The organism is Acinetobacter nosocomialis NIPH 2119, assembly GCF_000368085.1.
Taxonomy (GTDB): domain Bacteria; phylum Pseudomonadota; class Gammaproteobacteria; order Pseudomonadales; family Moraxellaceae; genus Acinetobacter; species Acinetobacter nosocomialis.
On record NZ_KB849239.1, the window covers coordinates 509,670 to 527,334 of the forward strand.

Below are 17,665 nucleotides of genomic sequence, written 5' to 3' on the forward strand. Positions count from 1 at the left end.
ATTTTTCTAATGAGTCTCTACAAAATGCGTATTCTTATTATTGAAGACGAGATCAAAATCGCCACTTATTTGGTCAAAGGGTTAAAAGAATCCGGATACCAAGCCGAGTGCGTACATTTTGGGCTTCAAGGTTTGGAAATGCTAAAAAGAGATCAATATGACTTGCTTATTCTTGATGTGATGTTGCCAGACATAGAAGGTTGGAGCGTATTACAAGTACTACGCCAGTTCTCAAAAATTCCGGTGATTTTCTTAACGGCAAAAGATCAGGTCATGGATAGAGTGAAAGGGTTAGAGTTAGGTGCAGATGACTACTTGGCTAAACCCTTTTCCTATATTGAACTCTTGGCACGCATTAAAAGTTTGTTAAGACGACAGCAGTATTTGCAAGAAAATGAGTTGTCTATAAGTGATCTAAAAATGGATTTGGTGGGGCATAAAGTATGGCGTAATGGCAACTTAATCGAACTGAGTAAAACCGAATTTAACTTATTACGTTATTTATTGGTCAATAAAGAACAAATCGTGACGCGTAGACAAATCGGTTCTGAGGTTTGGAATATTAACTTTGACACCGATACTAACTTTATTGACGTTGCAGTACGCCGTTTAAGAAGCAAAATTGATGAAGGATATGAACCAAAACTTATCCATACCATCCGTGGCTTGGGCTATAAAATTTCGGTTAGCTTATGAACTTTAAATTTCTGCGTTCGCTTGAAGTCCGTATTACCATACTGGTCACGCTTTGTTCGGCTCTCATTTTATGTTCAGTCGGCTTTATGACCTATTTAGGTATTAACCAAATTTTATTAAAGCAGCAAGATAAAGCTTTAGTAGACCGAATTAATCGTTTGGAAATTTTGCTACAAGACAGTGAAAATGTTGAGCAAATTATTGCGCGTCCTAAGCTGTATCAAAACATGCTTGGCAACCAAGACAACTTATTTTTACTTATTCATAAAGACAAAGCTTTAATTAATATCAATCCACTCCATATTCAGCTACCTCAGCTTGCAGAGCGAACAAATCTTCAATTTCAGGACTTGGCTAACAACTCATATCTAACGCGAATTGCGTGGAAAACCATCACTATTAATCAGGAACCTTATCTGCTTATTGCAGGTAAACAGTGGTCTGAGCACATCAATATACTTTTACCATTTCAAAAGAATCTTTTGATGTATGTGGTAGGAGGAATTCTTGCAATTTTTGCTCTTTGTATTTTGGTATGTCATTTAGGGTTGCGTTCGCTACAACGGCTTCGCAAGCAAACTCACTCAATTAACGTAAATCAGCTACAAAAACGTTTAAACCTATCAAATACATCTTTAGAAGTTGAGCTGCTTTCTAAAGATATAAACCATATGCTTGAACGTATTGAAAAGGGCTATACGCAGCTCAATCGTTTTTCTGAAGATATCGCACATGAGTTCCGTACGCCGTTAAATAACTTGATAGGACAAACCGAGATTGCTTTAACAGATGAGCGTTCAGTAGAGCAATATCAAGATTTGTTAGTGTCTCATTTAGAGGATTATCACAGATTAAAACGTATGATTGATAGCATGTTGTTCTTGGCAAGAGCCGATCAAAAAATGGTGCTTGTTAACAAACAGCAAATCAATATTCAGGACGTTTTAGATGGGCTATGCCAGATTTTTGAATATCAATTTGAGGAACAAGACTGCCACATTAGTTTTAATCTAGAAGTTCCAATGTTATTTGCAGATCCAGAGTTATTTCAACGAGCGGTTTACAATCTTGTTTTAAATGCGCTGGTTCATGGGGGCTATAACAGAACTATCTTAGTTACAAGTAAATATAAGACACTTGATCACAAGAAAATGGTGAGCCTAAGTGTGATAACCAGTGGTATTTCAATCGCTGAACATCAACTTGAACATCTTTTTGAACGATTCTACCAATGTCATTCAAGCCGAACTGATGAGAGTCAGACAGGCGGCTTAGGTCTATCTATTGTGGCTTCTATTATGGATTTACATCATGGCTCATACCGTGCTTATAACACGGCTGTAGGAGTATGTTTTGAGCTTGATTTCCCAATTGCAGATACTCCATAGAAATACAATTAACTACCTATAAATGTTGCTTAATTTTAAATTTCACACTTTGTTCACAACCCTCTGAAGTATGTTTAAACACATGAAATAAATATAGGAGGATCATGATGAAATTATTATTTAAATCAATTGTGATGAGTAGCAGTCTGGCCGTAGTTAGTCTATTGGCCCCTTTAAGTACCTATGCAGAAACTACCACTAAACCCGTAGCTGTTGACGCTATCGATATTAATAAATATGTAGGTAAGTGGTATGAAATTGCGCATTTACCTATGTTTTTTCAGCGTAATTGTATAGCCAATACAACAGCAACCTATTCGATTAACGCAGATAAAACCGTGGGCGTTTTAAATAGTTGTACGAATAAAAAAGGCGAAGTGATTTCATCCGAAGGTGTGGCTTATCCGCAAAATGAAGGTAATAGTAAACTAGAGGTAAGCTTCTTACCTTCCGGTTTAAGATGGATTCCTTTTACTAAAGGTGACTATTGGGTGCTTAGAGTTGACCCAGATTATCAAGTCGCTTTGGTGGGTGGACCAAGTACAGAATATTTATGGATTCTTTCTCGTAGCCCTCAAATTGATCAAGCAACATATAACTCTTATTTGCAAACGGCAAAACATTATGGCTATGATGTTTCCAAACTCATTAAAACAACACAAACAAATTATTGAAATCGCTGATTATGTTGCCTTTTAAATTTGGCTCATAAAACTGTGAACTTCACATAAAATTCATTGCGCATTTTCTAAATTAGAACCAAAAGAAATGCTTTAGATCGGGAAGAATCAATGTCTAAATTTTTTCTACGCTGGATCGATAGCTGGTCAGATTCAGAAAATGCGCAAATGGATGCTTCTAGCGAATATGTCATTGAAAAGAAAATTCAATGGTTAAGAATCATACCTTTTATTCTATTACACATCGCTTGTTTAGCTGCTTTTTGGGTAGGGGTGTCTTGGTTTGCTGTGATTTTCATGCTTGGCTTTTACCTAATACGCATGTTTGCAATTACCGCTTTTTTTCACCGTTATCTTTCCCATAAAACCTTTCAAACCTCCCGTGTTGTCCAATTTATTTTTATCTTGATTGGAACCATGAGTGCACAGCGCGGACCGTTATGGTGGGCAGCACACCACCGTTATCACCATCATTTTACCGACACCGAACAAGATCCGCATTCAGCGAAAGCAGGTTTTTGGTATTCGCATGTAGGCTGGTTTTTAAACGAACAGAATTTTGCCACTCGAAAAAAAGTCATTAAAGACTGGTTGAAGTATCCGGAACTGATTTGGCTTGACCGATTTAGCTTACCTGTTGTGATTTTGACGGCTTTGGCAATTTACGGTTTAGGTTCATGGTTGGCGCAGCGTTTCCCTGGGTTGGGTACCAATGGCTTACAGCTTTTGGTATGGGGTTTTGTGATTTCTACTGTGCTGTTAACACATGCGACTTTATGTATTAATTCACTTGCGCATCGTTATGGTTCACGAGAGTTTAATACGGCTGACGATAGCCGTAATAACTTTTTCCTCTCTTTAATTACCTTAGGTGAAGGATGGCACAACAACCATCACTTTTACGCGGGTAGTGTGCGTCAAGGTTTTTATTGGTGGCAGATCGATATTACCTTTTATGTGTTAAAAGTCATGTCTTTATTTGGTTTGGTATGGGGATTAAAACCAGTACCAGAGAAGGTTTATCAATATAAAAAAATTAAAAATCTACCGATAGAAAAAATTGAAAATGGGGAAGTGTTATGAAAATTGCCATTATTGGTTCAGGTATATCGGGGCTTTATGCGGCTTGGAAATTGTCAAAACAACATCAGGTTACGATATATGAAAAAAATAACTATTTTGGCGGTCATACAGATACGCATGAGCTTGATATAGACGGTACTAAGATAGCGGTAGATAGCGGTTTTATTGTGTTTAATGACTATAACTACCCGTTATTTACTGACATGCTTAAAAAATTAGGCGTAGAAACTCAAAGCAGCGATATGAGTTTTTCGGTAAATAATCTGGTCAGTGGGCTTCAATATAATCCTTCAAAAAAATGGTCGCTCTTTGCCCGTCCGCAGAACTTTTTAAATCGTAAATTTCTACAAATGCTCTCAGACTTGCTGCGTTTTTACGATGATAATAAAGATATAGACGTGACAGATCTGGATCCTAATTTAGCGATTGAAGACTATTTAGATCAGCATAAATACAGTGCCGAGTTCCGTTATGAGCATCTTTATCCGATGTGCGGTGCATTATGGTCGGCTCCGGTTGAGCAGGTAGGACAGATTCCATATCGATTTGTGGTAAGTTTTTTTCAGCATCATCGTATGTTGCAGCTAAAAGAGCGGCCCCAATGGCAAACGGTTAAACATGGTTCGGCAAGTTATATTCGTGCTATTCAAAAGTGTTGCCCATCGCTTGAATGGAAGTTTGCAGAAGTAAAAGGTGTGAGCCGTTCCCCTGAAACCGTGTGGATCGAAACTTCAGAAGGGCAAGCACAATATGACTGGGTGATTTTTGCAAGCCATGCTGATGATAGTCTAGATTTAATAAAAGATGCTTCATCGCTTGAACAAGAAATATTAAGTCAGTTTGGTTATCAAGATAATCATATGGTGGTACACCGCGATCTTTCAATTATGCCTAAAAGCCGTTTGCAGTGGGCAAGCTGGCATGTACATGTAACTCCTGCATCGCAAGTTCAAAACAATGAGTCTGCCATACATTATGGTTTTACTTATTGGATGAACAATTTACAAAACCTACCCTGCAAAACTCAGATTTTCTGTACTTTAAATCCCAATGTGCAAATTAAAGCCGAAGATATTTTGGTTGAACGTCATTATCGACATCCGGTATTTGATGCAAAAGCGATTCAAGCTCAATCTCGTTGGCAAGAAATTAGTGGGCAAAATCGTACTTCATTTTGTGGAGCATATTGGGGATGGGGTTTTCATGAAGATGGCGCTCGCAGTGCAGCGCGTGTTGTTGAGCAACTCTTAGCGTTATAAAAATAAAACGGGAGCTTATCAAATGTTATTAACTAAACTGGCTATGGCTCCCGCACTTATTCGTCACAGACGTTATAGTCCCAAAACTCACCAATTTACATCGACCTTAAATTATTTATGGTTTGACCCAGATCAATTAAATGAAATTACACAAGATTGTTTATTTTGGTCGACTGATCATTGGAATGTATTAAAACTATCCGAAAGTGATTTTTTAAATATGTATAGCGGTTCGGTAAGGGATCGGGTAGGAAAAGCGCTACTGCAAAATAACAACTTATATATGGGTTCAGATTGGCAAATCAGAGTATTGGCTTTGCCTCGTTGTTTGGGTTTTCGGTTCAATTCAGCCGTATTTTATTTTGTTTTAAGTCAAACAGGCCAACCGCTATTTATTCTTAGTGAAATTACCAATACCCCGTGGAATGAGCGAAAAGTCTATACACACGACTGTATAAAACAACAAGGTCAGGTGGGTGATTATCAGAGTTTCGATTTTAACTTTGAAAAATCATTTCATGTTTCGCCGTTCATGCCCATGCAGTTGACTTACCGTTGGCGGTTTAGTTTTTCAGACTTACAAAATGTTATTCATATGCAGCTCTTTGAAGAGAAAAAACAAGTCTTTGATGCCACTATGCGCTTTGAACTTGTGCCCATCACATTTCCTTCACAGCAATATCGATATGCTCTTATCAACAGCCTAGCGCCTTTTAAAATGCTGTTTTCCATATATTTAGAGGCATTTAAGTTGTGGCGAAAAAAAGTTCCATTTTATCGTCATCCTAAAAAGATCAAGGTAGATAAGACATGATAAAAACATTTCTTTATGGTGAAGATGACTCGCTACCATTACTGCTCAAGAGTCTTCTTAAATTACGTCATGGACAGATTACTTTTCAGGGCGCGTGGAATGGGACGGTCGGTGAAGTTTCAGATCTTCACGCTGTAATTGAAGTTCATAATCCTCTACTGATGGATCTCATTTTAAAAAATGGTGTTTTAGGAGCAGCAGAAGGGTATATCCGTGGTGATTGGAGCAGTGAGCAACTTGTCGAGTTGATTCAGATATTAGCGCGTAATCGAGATGTATTAGACCAAATCAACCAGAATGTTGTTGCCCAAGCCAGTCAGTTTTTTCTTAAGGCCTGGTATCAAAACCGGAAGAATTCCATAAGTGGTAGCCGTAAAAATATTGCTGAGCACTACGACTTAAGCAATGACTTTTTTAAATTGTTTTTAGATCCGACTTTAATGTATTCGAGTGCAGTCTTTGAAAATGAAACCATGACTCTCGAAGAAGCATCAGATTTAAAAAAAGAGATTATCTGTAAAAAGCTCGATTTAAAACCAATGGATCATTTGGTTGAAATTGGAAGTGGGTGGGGTGGTTTTGCAATTTATGCAGCTCAACACTATGGCTGTAGAGTGACCACCATTACCATTTCACAGGCTCAATACCATGAAGCCATTACTCGCGTAAATGAAGCAGGACTATCTCACCGAATTGATGTACAACTCAAAGACTACCGTCTGCTTGAAGGTAAGTTTGACAAGTTGGTGTCAATTGAAATGGTTGAGGCAGTTGGTGCACAGTATTTATCGACATATTTTGACCAGTGCAAAGCACTATTAAAACCAAAAGGTTTAGCGTTTATTCAAGCCATCACCATTGAAGATTTCCGCTATAAGAAAGCACTCAACACTGTTGATTATATTAAACGCTATATTTTCCCTGGTAGCTTTATTCCTAGCATAACTGTATTGACTCAAACCGCGTCTGAAAGTGGTTTAAGGTTAAAGTCTTTAAATGACATTGGTCTAAGTTATGCGCAAACCATTCATCACTGGCGAGCGCGATTTTTAGCAGCCCGAGAGCAGGTTTTGGCTTTAGGTTTCGATGAAAACTTCATACGTATGTGGGATTTTTATTTATGTTATTGCGAGGGTGGCTTTAAAGAAGGTGTGATAAGCAACGTTCACTTGTTGTTTGAAAGTAGCAGTTACTAACTCAAACACATCAAGCAAGGAGAATGCGCATGTTATGGAATTTATTAATTCTGGATTTACTGATCATGTTGCTCAGTTGGCTACTTGCAACTCTAAATGGTCGTGCCGGAATTGTAGATGCCGCATGGAGTTTCTGTCTGGCAGTGAACATTATTGTTTCTTCTTTACTCATTTCGGTTGCTCCTGTCGAAGTACGACTGTTTATTGGTCTTTTCAGTGGATTATGGTTTTTAAGATTATTTTGGCACTTGTTAAGACGTTATCAATCTGAACAGAATGAAGATGGTCGTTACGCCAGTATGCGACAGGCAATGGGTAAGTTTCAGCATTTAGGTTTTTTCTTATTTTTTATCTTTCAAACCTTTTTAGTGCTTTTATTCTTTTTGCCGATGTGGTTGTTACTCAATGTAGAGGCACCTGCATGGGACAGCGGATATAAAATTACCCTAATTATTGCTGCTGTAGTTATGGGAACCGCCTTTATCGGAGAGCAGCTCGCTGATCAGCAGCTATACCGATTCAAATTAAACCCAGAACATCAGGGTAAAACCATGGACCAAGGTTTATGGCGCTATTCCCGTCATCCCAATTATTTTTTTGAATGGTTACACTGGTTTGCCTATCCAATTATTGGTTTAGCAGCAGGCCAATATTTATTGTGGATTTATCCGGTACTCATGTGGCTATTTTTATATTACGTCACGGGTATTCCATTTAGTGAAAAACAGGCAATTAAAAGTCGCGGTCAAAATTATCTTGATTATCAACAAAAAACGTCAATGTTTATACCGCGGAAACCAAAAAAATAGGTGCGCATATGGATTTTATCGTTCATCAGTCTTTGAAAATTGTTGAAAGTGGTGTGATTCCAGACCATGCAATTCGGGCTGCAATTCGAGCTTTAAGCAAAAAGCGTTTAATTCAGGAAGGTCGCTATGACCCTGAACAAGGGGCACAGCGCTATATGGATGTGCTTAATATGCTGAAAAAGAGCGAAATAGCCGTTGAAACAGATAAGGCAAACGAGCAGCACTATGAGTTACCAACCGAGTTTTTTCAGGCGGTGCTTGGAAAAAGACTTAAATATAGTGCATGTTACTTTCCCACCAAAACAACAACTTTAGATCAGGCAGAAGAGCTTGCACTTCAGCTTTATTGTGAAAGAGCACAACTTAAAAATGGTCAACACATTTTAGAGTTAGGTTGCGGTTGGGGTTCTTTAACTTTGTGGATGGCAGAAAACTATCCACGATCACAGATTACGGCTGTTTCAAATTCTGCAACCCAGAAAAAGCATATTCTCGGGCAAGCAAAGTTAAGAGGTTTAAGCAATATTGAAGTACTGACCTGTGATGTGAATGTTCTCGAATTAGACCAAGCCCGATTTGATCGTGTTGTATCGGTCGAAATGTTTGAACACGTTCGAAACTATCAGCGACTTTTTGAAAAAATTCAGCAGTGGTTAAAGCCGGAAGGGTTACTCTGGTGTCATATTTTCTGTCATCGCTTTTTGCATTATCCTTTTGAAGTAAAATCAGATTATGATTGGATGTCCAAGTATTTCTTTACTGGCGGTTTAATGCCTTCGACTTCAACTTTTTTGCATTTTCAAGAGCATTTAGAGTTGGCTCAACATTGGCAATGGTCGGGTGAGCACTATATGAGAACGGCAAACGCTTGGCTTAATAATATGGATAATCAAGAGGAAGAGCTCAAGCCACTGTTTAAAAAGATCTATGGGAAAGATGCCAATATTTGGTGGCAACGCTGGCGTATTTTCTTCATGGCTTGTGCTGAACTTTTTGGTTTTGAACAAGGACAAGAGTGGGTCATTGGTCACTTTTTATTTAAAAAGAGATCATTGTAATTTCGATAGCCTATCTCGGCGATAAAATATGATAAGAACTCGAAACGATGGCAAAGCTCATCCATTAGCCCAAATGTTCAATCGATATTATTGGTTGCAGATTGGTCTAATTGCCTTATCAATTGTGGTCGGGTTGGCTTGTAGTGCTTGGGTGATTAAAGGCTCTTTACTTAAAACCGCTTTAGAACAGGAAATGGAACATTACTGGTTGCGTATAGAACGTAACCCAAATGCAGACCTGCCAGATACTAAAAATTTATATGGATATCGGTGGAATACTCAAGTAGCCCCACAACCTTTTAAAGATATGCATCTAGAAAGTGGGGTACATCGAATATTTGTTGATGGCAAAGAACGTATGACGGTATATGGTGAACGTAATGGTCAGCATGTACTGTTGGTATTTGGCGAAAGTAATGTCAATAAGCTGGTTTGGCTTTTTGGTCTCGCACCACTTATGTTTAGTTTATCTGTTTTATATAGCTTTTTGTGGTGGTCAAATCGAAGAGCAAGACGCTATTTTTCCCCTATTACCCGTTTGGCAAATGCATTAGAAAATATTGATTGGGCACACCAAGATACACAAGCTTCACCTTTTAAAGATATCAATACCAATGGCAATATGGAGGCGGAATATCTCAAACAAGCCTTGGAAAAATATCATCAGGTTTTAAGTGAATTTATTCGACGTGAACGAGAATTTACCGGCGATGTCAGCCATGAGTTACGTACGCCGCTCACGATTTTAAAAGGCAATGTACAACTTTGTCAGACTAAATATGGTGAAGATAAATCTTTAACTCGTCTTCACAATACAATTGAAGACATGCAATTGCTCGTCGACACCTTGCTCGCAATTGCCCGTAATACTGTAAAAAATTTACCGTCTGAAAAGAATTTATTATCTGAAATTGTGAGGGATTTAGTCGAAAGTTTAGAAGGGGTAAGTGTGAGTAAAGGTATACATATTCATATTCACCCAGACTCAGCCGAACAACCACGCTGGTTATATCCCTCTATGACTAAAATGGTTCTAGGCAATATTTTGCGTAATGCTCTGAATTATTCCCAAGGTTCACAAATTGATATTATTCAACAAAAAAACAGCTTAATTATTGCCGATAATGGTATCGGAATTTCTTTACCTAATGATATGAAAGTTCAGGAACTCAGCGACTCGCAACTTTCTTTAAAAGCCAAAGGACACGGCATCGGGTTGCAATTGGTCCAAAAGCTTTGCAAACAATTAGGTTGGCGAGTTGAGTTGTTTGATCGGCAATATTACTTAACGACTCATCCTGAGCTGGATTTAGAGATGACCACAGGTTTAATAGTAGTCGTCTATTTAAATTAATCGGCAGTATCGTCTAAAGCAATTTTTAAACCTACGCCTGCTACTGTATGTAATAGTTTAGGGTCAAAAGGTTTATCTATCATTTTCCTTAAGTTATAGATGTGGCTGCGCAAAGCATCACTTTCAGGTTCTTCATCACCCCATAGCTCCATCATAAGTTCCTGTTTAGTTACTACTTTAGGAGACTGACGCATCAAAATTTTTAATAATTTAAATTGAATAGGGGGTAATTCGATATTGTTTCCGGCACGAATAACAGTTTGAGTTGCGCTGTCGAGAATTAAATCATGAATTTGAATTTTATGATTTGCGACTTCACCTGCAGCTCTTTTGATCAGTGCTCGAATACGCATGACCAACTCATTAAAATCAAATGGCTTAACTAAATAATCATCCGTGCCAGCAGTAAATCCTTTAAGTTTGTCATCTAAAGTATCTCTAGCAGTGAGCATAAGAATTGGCATATCAATGCCTTGCTCGGTCCGTAACCAGTTACACAAATCATAACCTGAGCCATCGGGTAAGTTGATGTCGAGCAACAAAAGATGATAATGCTGTGACTTAAGAAAAGAACGTGCCGCATCTAAATTACGCGCATGATCGATGACGTAACCATGTACTTCAAGAAATTCACACACGGTCGCCGCCAGTTCAAAATGGTCCTCAACCATGAGGATAAAATGATTACCCATGAGATTTTATTAAGCCATTAATTTAATAGTTGTTGTTTTAATTTAGCATTAAATGGTTCAGTGCCAAACCAGATTTTAAAATATTGATTTGCATTCGGATTAATTATAGAACCGAGTAGATTCTGGTTTAATTTTAGCTCTAGTTTTTGATTTTCATGGTGATAAGAAAGACTATATAAATCTCCGCTCTTGATTGGTCTATAAAGCTCATTAATATGATTAAGCGGGGATTTCGCATCAAATCCACTAATATTCTTCTTTAAATAGTGAGTTGCTGCTCGCTTAAATGCCCACTCAGGAATATCTCGGTTATAACTAAAGTCCATTTTTATGCTTTGGTTCTGCCAACTTTTTAGGCAATCTTCAGCAAAGTAGCTAACATTTCCGACTTTTTGACTCGTTACCATTAAAGGAGCTGAACTGCATTTTTTCAGTTCAGCAGCATTTGCATGAGACGCAATTAAAATACCCAGTAGTATTAAGATTCGACTTTTTTGAATGGCAATATCCATTTATAAACTCCTCCAAATACAGGTAAAGAACGGTAGAGACCATTCGCAGAGTCCCAGAAGTCTTGTTGGAAAATAATTTGTTGTTGTTCATTAATTTTGATTTGACTAATGCCATAAGAAGCCATGGTTTTTGTACGGCCTAGTATTTTAAAGTCATAAGCCATATACCAATGAATATAGGCTGTATCTTGATGGTGAGTTGCGCTAATCAGTTTTACAGTGACGTTACTTACTCGTGCGTTCATACCCTCAAAGTGTTTAATTAGATCTTTTTTTTGCGAGAACTGGGAAAGTGTATCGTTGATATAGAGCTGATCCGCATAAAGTTGACTCGCATTACTTACAAAAGAAGGTGTGCCTAAAGTGTTAAACGCAGCAACAAAACGGTGACCAATCTCCAGTGCTTGCTCATCATTTAATGTGACGCCAGTAATTTGTCGTTCGGCTTTACCATAATCACCTGAGTAACTAGGCACGCTTTTGCATGCTGTTAGACCTACTAAGGTAATCAGCCCTAGGGCAGTGGTTATAATTTTCATATTTAAATCCTAGCCAACTTTATAAAATTAACTTAAAGAGGCTGTCGTGAAATTTGCGTGAATTCTTGAGTTTTTAGTTTTCACGTTAAAGGGAGAACTACAGATTCTTGTTTGCTTGTTTGAAGATAATTTTGAGGCTGTATATTTTTTAATATTAAAAATAACTAGGCTAAGAAAAGATAAACAGCAATTTCTTTCTAGTCATGCCAAAGAAGCTGTAAATTTTGCTTTAGAGCAAAAAAACTAATACTAGTTCTGTTACTCATCACTGCTTTTAATTCTTTTTGAAATAAGAGCGGATTACTGTCCAATTTGTTGAAAGCCAGCAGATGAGTGAACCGGCTGTAACCATAGCAGTTCCTTGCCAAAAGCTGATTGATAACTCGGTTTGTAAAACCAGCATGGCCAGTAAAGATGAAATGATTGGAGTGAAGTAAGAAGCTACCACTAGCATCGTGGTGTTGCCATGAATAATGCCAATATTCCATGCTGCATAACCTAGCCCAATTGCTGTAGAGGCAAAAACGAGAGATAAAGTCGTATTTAAATCGAGTGTAGGTAAAACAGCTTGACCACTAAAGAATAGCTTTAACCACAATGTTAGAGCGACGCCAATAAAGAAAATAGAAATAGGGTTTTGTCCTTTACCTATTTTCTTGGTTAATACACAGTACAAAGCCCAAATAATTGCACCTATAAAAGCCAAAATATAACTTAGAGGATTACTATAAAAATTGTCTATAACTCGACTTAGACTAAAATCGCCATTTCCGGTCTGAATAAAAGTAATGCCGAAAATCGAAATAATTAAACCTAAAATAATAAAGATATTAAATTTTAGCTCTTTAAAAATGACAAAAGCTAAAACAGTCAAGCTTGGCCAAAGATAGTTCACAATGCTGACTTCAATCGCTTGTTGCGCTGTCTTTGAATAGGCAAGTGCAAACGAAAAGCAGAGTTCATAAGCGATAAATAAAATTGCACCTAAAATTAAATATTTTTTAGAAATTAACTTAAAGTTTGGCACTCTAAAAATAATAAGCAGTAGCAACGCACTTAGTGAATAGATCAGTGTAATGCCAACATCTGGTCCAATCACGGTCGTAATATGTTTTACAAAACCCACCATAGAGGCCCACATCAGGATGGCACTTAAACCAATCAATGTTGCTAAATTTTTTGACATAAGAAATAAATGAACTTAGTTGAACACCTGAGCTACAGTGAAAGTTAAAATAATTAAAGTAAGTCAGGGTAAAGGAATTTTTAATTAAAAAATAGGCACGGATAGATAATTACCTAATAAATGATTATCAGCAAACGTAAATACTTTAGGTAATTAAACTAAATGTAAGGTATCAATTTATAGCTAAGCATTAAAGTAAGCTAAACGCCTAGAAAACACCCAGTTATGTATTAAAAGTTTAAAAATATAGCCGTTAATGCCGAGCACAGTTAAATAAATAAACTATAAGTCTCTCTCCTAAAGCATTACCCTGTGCTTATTGCGAAAAAATAAGAAATGGAGATAAAAGATGCTTACACGTTTTTTACTGCCGACTTTAGGCACTACCGTTGTATGTGTACTTACTGGGTGTGCTTCATCCTCTCAATATCCAATTACCGAGAGTTACGGTCCAGAACCAAAGTTACCTGAACCAAAAACAAGCTTAATTCCAACCGTAAATATAGCACCAGCGAAGGGCTGGCCTAGTGGTGTTGCACCAACTCCGGCAGAAGGCTTAAAGGTAAAAGCATTTGCTAAAGGACTTGAACATCCACGTTGGCTCTATGTATTACCGAATGGTGATGTATTGGTCGCTGAAACAGATGCTCCGCCTAAACCGGAAGATAGCAAAGGCATTAAAGGTAAAATTATGACTTTTGTGATGAGACGAGCAGGATCATCTCATCCGAGTGCTAACCGTATTACTTTACTTCGTGATACCAATGGAGATGGAATAGCTGACCAGAAAACCGTATTTCTTCAAAATCTAAATTCACCATTTGGTATGGCACTGGTGGGGAACTATTTGTATGTTGCCAATACAGATTCACTTATGCGTTTCCCTTACCAAGAAGGCGCAACCAAAATTACTGCCAGTGGTACTAAAGTACTAGATTTACCGGGTGGCCCTCTAAATCACCATTGGACCAAAAACGTCATTGCCAATCGTGAAGGGACAAAGCTCTACATTACCGTCGGCTCCAATAGTAATGTAGCCGAAAATGGTTTAGATCAAGAAAAAGGCCGTGCACAAATTATGGAGTTTGACATCGCAAGTGGTCAGTCGCGTCCATTTGCAACAGGACTGCGTAATCCAAACGGTATGGCGTGGCAGCCTCAGAGTGGTAAACTTTGGACGGTTGTAAATGAGCGCGATGAAATTGGTAGTGATTTAGTGCCCGACTATATGACGTCAGTCCAAGACGGTGCTTTTTATGGCTGGCCTTATAGCTACTATGGTCAACATGTAGATGTACGAGTCAAACCTCAAAATCCTGAAATGGTTGCTCGTGCCATTAAACCTGACTATGCGCTAGGTAACCATACTGCTTCTTTAGGCCTTGCATTTTATACCGCTGAACTCATGCCACAATTTAGGGGTGGGGCGATCATCGGTCAGCATGGTTCATGGAACCGTAAGCCTCATAGTGGTTATAAAGTCATTTTTGTACCATTTAGAAGTGGTCAGCCTTCTGGTCCACCGCAAGATATTTTGACGGGGTTTTTAAGTGATAAAGGCAAAGCGTATGGGCGTCCAGTTGGGGTGGCAATTGATTTTTCAGGAGCTGTGTTAGTCGCAGATGATGTTGGTAACACGATTTGGCGTGTCTCACCAGTTGCTGAAACAACGTATGAGAGTCCAACCCAACAATCCATTAGTAGTTCAGTGACTCAACCTTAAAAAGGTTGGTCAAAATAGGTTTATTTTATGCAAATATTACGGTTATCTGATTACCCTCAATACAAAGAAATGGCTGCACAGTGGTTTTCTGAAAAATGGCAAATCCCTGTGGAAGCCTATCTTGAGAGTATCCAGATTTCCATTGATCAGAAGCATGCTATTCCACAGTGGTACATTGTTTTAAATGAAAATAAGCATTTAATTGCTGGAGCGGGAGTTATTGATAATGACTTCCATGAGCGTAAAGATTTAACACCCAACTTATGTGCTTTATTTGTAGAAGAGAACTATCGAAACCAAAACATTGCAAAGCACATTTTAGATTTTGTACGTGAAGACTTGAGTAATCAGGGCATCCAAACACTTTATTTAATAACAGACCATACCGAGTTTTATGAAAAATGTGGTTGGCGGTTTTTAACGTTGGTAAAGGATGAGGAAGGTGAGATGGTGCGTATGTATGTCGCAGATACCTAGAATTCAAATAGCCTCATTAGAGGCTATTTTTTTATGGCTTATTTATTTTTAAAATTTTTAATAATCATCAGAAGGGCAACCAGTGACAATAAGATAATAAAACCAATATAACTATTTGCTGTACTCATCAGCCCAATTTTACCTACAAAATACCCCGCTAAAATTGCAGGAATACTAAAAGCCAAATAACTTTCAACAAAAAAAGCAGCCATAAGACCCGCACGTTCTTCAGGAAGCGCCAATGGCATTACACTACGAATGGCCCCCATAAAAGCCGTACCAAAACCAACTCCAGTAATAATAGAACCTAAAAATAGAACTACAGCATTGGTTAGGTTAATGGCGATGAATAAGACAATAGCACCGATAGCAATCGAGAGCGTACCGGTTAATAAAATACGGAAATTTGTCGACTTCCTAAGCGTTAATATACCTATCGCACCGGAAAGGGCGAGCGCCATAAACATAATCCCGTTTAACCATGCCGATGACGTGTGGAAAATTTTTGCCAGTAAAGATGGCATAAGTGATAGAAAGAAACCACTGACCATCCAAAGTGCAATGTTAATCGGGCTAATACTCAATAAAGCGCTTTTTGTTTGCGGAGGAATGGCCATATTGGGTTTTAATGAAGCAAGTGCCCCGGATCTTTTTTGTGCAGTTTCTGGAGTAATAAAACTTAAAATGAGTTCACAAATAAGAAGAAAACATAAGAACTCAAAAACAAGCTGTAAGGGATGGGCAGAGAATTGCAAAATAGAGCAAGTCAGAAATATACCAACAGCCATGCCTATCATTGGCGCAATACTATTAATCAGTGAGCCGTGAAGTTTACTAAAATCTAAAATTGCTGCCCCTATAGCTGAAACAGCAAGCCCTGTTGCGATTCCTTGTAGGCCTCGTGCAATAAATAACATTGAAACATCTGAAGCAAATAAGAAAAAGCTCATTGAAATAATTTGCAGAGAAATAGCTGCAATAATAACCGGGCGGCGTCCAATATAGTCAGACAAAGAACCAATAATGAGCAATGAGCCAAGCAGCGTAAAAGCATAAGTAGCAAAAATCAAAGTCAATGTGACAGGTGAGAATTGCCAAAGCTGTTGGTATAGGCGGTAGAGTGGTGTCGGTGCACTAGATGCAGCCATAAATGTCATGAGCGTGATGGTATTAAGTGTCAAAGCACTTGCCGCATCTAATTGAAAAACAGCTCTTGACCGTTTTGAACTTGAATTGTTCATAGAATATGAATAACATAAAAGCGAATATTTAGCTTTTATACATTATTTTTACACTAAAGCAAATCCTTAGCTTTAGTGTATTTTGTATATAGATATAAATATTTATAAATTTTTCGAGACCTTTACAGAGTTTATAAATGGCAAAAGTTGTTACTGGATTACGCCCTGGTGGCCGTAGCGAAAGAATACAAACCGCGGTACATAATGCTGTAAAAGAATTACAAAAAGATTTCGAGCAAAGCCAGATTACCATTCCAATGATCGCTTCACAGGCGGGAGTAACACCTTCAACCATTTATCGTCGATGGGGAGACATCAATCAGTTATTTTCAGATGTAGCTTTAAATGAACTTAAACCTGATATGGAACCCAAAGATTTAGGTTCGTTTAAACAAGATATCACAGCATGGGTTGAGCAATATTTTGAAGAATATGCTTCCGAGGTGGGACAAGATTTATTACGAGATGTTCTGTATACATCAAATTCGGATTCTAATGCACGTATGTGCGAAAGTTTAATTATTCAGCAACTCGACATTATTCAAAATCGTGCAAAATTACGAAATGAGTTCACTATACCAAACCAAGAAATTATCGAAACTGTAATTGCACCCATGTTATTTCGGATTCTATTTACTAATCAGGAATTAAATTTAGATTATGTACGTAGTCTTTTAAAACGCCTATTTATTTAAAATCATAGAAATATGTTTGTCTTTTTAGTTAAAAATGGCTCATTTAATTAGCCTAAGCATATAGGTTTTTGTTTTTATTAAACAATTATATATCAATATTTCTTATTATTTAAAAATTAAATTCTCATAATTTAGAATAAATATGAATTTATTTTAATCATTTATTTTTGAAATGATGATTTTATTCATTGTAAAATTAATACTGAAAGCATTCAAGGAAGTTTTAAATAATATAAATCATATAATAAACATATGGTTATCTG

The 17,665-nt window shown here is 37.6% G+C and carries 18 protein-coding genes; 13 read left to right on the forward strand and 5 right to left on the reverse strand.

Annotated elements, in window-relative coordinates:
• Positions 1-24 precede the first annotated feature (24 nt).
• The 10 genes from F984_RS06465 (at position 25) to F984_RS06510 (ending at position 10,337) form a co-directional block, all read left to right on the forward strand.
• Positions 25-696 (forward strand): heavy metal response regulator transcription factor, encoded by a 672-nt coding sequence (locus tag F984_RS06465; protein ID WP_004708002.1) that lies wholly within the window; start codon positions 25-27, stop codon positions 694-696.
• Positions 693-2,084 carry a heavy metal sensor histidine kinase gene (locus F984_RS06470; RefSeq protein WP_004708003.1) on the forward strand — a complete coding sequence of 464 codons (1,392 nt, stop codon included), beginning with the start codon at positions 693-695 and terminating at the stop codon, positions 2,082-2,084. Before F984_RS06465 ends, F984_RS06470 begins: the two co-directional genes overlap by 4 nt.
• 107 nt (positions 2,085-2,191) lie before the next feature.
• On the forward strand, positions 2,192-2,758 hold the full coding sequence (locus F984_RS06475) for a lipocalin family protein (RefSeq protein ID WP_004708005.1): 567 nt from the start codon (positions 2,192-2,194) through the stop codon (positions 2,756-2,758).
• A 117-nt stretch (positions 2,759-2,875) separates the two neighbouring features.
• Entirely contained in the window at positions 2,876-3,847 is a 972-nt protein-coding gene (locus tag F984_RS06480; RefSeq protein ID WP_004708007.1) for an acyl-CoA desaturase, read from the forward strand.
• On the forward strand, positions 3,844-5,106 hold the full coding sequence (locus F984_RS06485; RefSeq protein WP_004708009.1) for an NAD(P)/FAD-dependent oxidoreductase: 1,263 nt from the start codon (positions 3,844-3,846) through the stop codon (positions 5,104-5,106). Before F984_RS06480 ends, F984_RS06485 begins: the two co-directional genes overlap by 4 nt.
• Positions 5,107-5,128: 22 nt before the next feature.
• A complete protein-coding gene (locus F984_RS06490) occupies positions 5,129-5,920 on the forward strand; it encodes a DUF1365 domain-containing protein (RefSeq protein WP_004708011.1) in 792 nt (263 codons plus the stop codon).
• Complete coding sequence (locus F984_RS06495) at positions 5,917-7,116, forward strand: SAM-dependent methyltransferase (RefSeq protein WP_004708013.1); 1,200 nt, start codon at positions 5,917-5,919, stop codon at positions 7,114-7,116. Before F984_RS06490 ends, F984_RS06495 begins: the two co-directional genes overlap by 4 nt.
• 29 nt (positions 7,117-7,145) lie before the next feature.
• Entirely contained in the window at positions 7,146-7,925 is a 780-nt protein-coding gene (locus tag F984_RS06500; RefSeq protein WP_004708014.1) for a DUF1295 domain-containing protein, read from the forward strand.
• A gap of 8 nt (positions 7,926-7,933) precedes the next feature.
• Positions 7,934-8,983 carry an SAM-dependent methyltransferase gene (locus tag F984_RS06505; protein WP_002049152.1) on the forward strand — a complete coding sequence of 350 codons (1,050 nt, stop codon included), beginning with the start codon at positions 7,934-7,936 and terminating at the stop codon, positions 8,981-8,983.
• 28 nt (positions 8,984-9,011) lie between these two features.
• Complete coding sequence (locus F984_RS06510; RefSeq protein WP_004708017.1) at positions 9,012-10,337, forward strand: sensor histidine kinase; 1,326 nt, start codon at positions 9,012-9,014, stop codon at positions 10,335-10,337.
• On the opposite strand, the gene F984_RS06515 is transcribed toward F984_RS06510, so the two are convergent.
• The 4 genes from F984_RS06515 to yddG form a co-directional block, all read right to left on the reverse strand.
• Positions 10,334-11,029, reverse strand: a complete 696-nt coding sequence (locus F984_RS06515) for a response regulator transcription factor (protein ID WP_004708019.1) — start codon at positions 11,027-11,029, stop codon at positions 10,334-10,336. The genes F984_RS06510 and F984_RS06515 overlap by 4 nt on opposite strands.
• Positions 11,030-11,046: 17 nt before the next feature.
• Positions 11,047-11,541: a chalcone isomerase family protein gene (locus tag F984_RS06520; RefSeq protein ID WP_004708021.1), complete on the reverse strand. Its 495-nt coding sequence runs from the start codon at positions 11,539-11,541 to the stop codon at positions 11,047-11,049.
• Entirely contained in the window at positions 11,508-12,080 is a 573-nt protein-coding gene (locus F984_RS06525; protein ID WP_004708022.1) for a nuclear transport factor 2 family protein, read from the reverse strand. Before F984_RS06525 ends, F984_RS06520 begins: the two co-directional genes overlap by 34 nt.
• 274 nt (positions 12,081-12,354) lie before the next feature.
• On the reverse strand, positions 12,355-13,266 hold the full coding sequence (gene yddG / locus F984_RS06530) for an aromatic amino acid DMT transporter YddG (RefSeq protein WP_004708023.1): 912 nt from the start codon (positions 13,264-13,266) through the stop codon (positions 12,355-12,357).
• A gap of 349 nt (positions 13,267-13,615) precedes the next feature.
• Here yddG and F984_RS06535 point away from each other — a divergent pair, with 349 nt between their 5' ends.
• Together F984_RS06535 and F984_RS06540 are read left to right on the forward strand one after the other, a co-directional pair.
• Positions 13,616-14,989, forward strand: a complete 1,374-nt coding sequence (locus F984_RS06535; RefSeq protein WP_004708024.1) for a PQQ-dependent sugar dehydrogenase — start codon at positions 13,616-13,618, stop codon at positions 14,987-14,989.
• A gap of 27 nt (positions 14,990-15,016) precedes the next feature.
• Positions 15,017-15,466: a GNAT family N-acetyltransferase gene (locus F984_RS06540; protein ID WP_004708025.1), complete on the forward strand. Its 450-nt coding sequence runs from the start codon at positions 15,017-15,019 to the stop codon at positions 15,464-15,466.
• Between the two features lie 38 nt (positions 15,467-15,504).
• Here F984_RS06540 and F984_RS06545 read toward each other — a convergent pair whose 3' ends face one another.
• Positions 15,505-16,707, reverse strand: a complete 1,203-nt coding sequence (locus F984_RS06545) for an MFS transporter (RefSeq protein WP_004708026.1) — start codon at positions 16,705-16,707, stop codon at positions 15,505-15,507.
• Positions 16,708-16,844: 137 nt separating this feature from the next.
• Between F984_RS06545 and F984_RS06550 the strand changes: the two genes are divergently transcribed.
• Positions 16,845-17,402 carry a TetR/AcrR family transcriptional regulator gene (locus F984_RS06550; RefSeq protein WP_002049198.1) on the forward strand — a complete coding sequence of 186 codons (558 nt, stop codon included), beginning with the start codon at positions 16,845-16,847 and terminating at the stop codon, positions 17,400-17,402.
• The last annotated feature ends 263 nt before the right edge of the window (positions 17,403-17,665 follow it).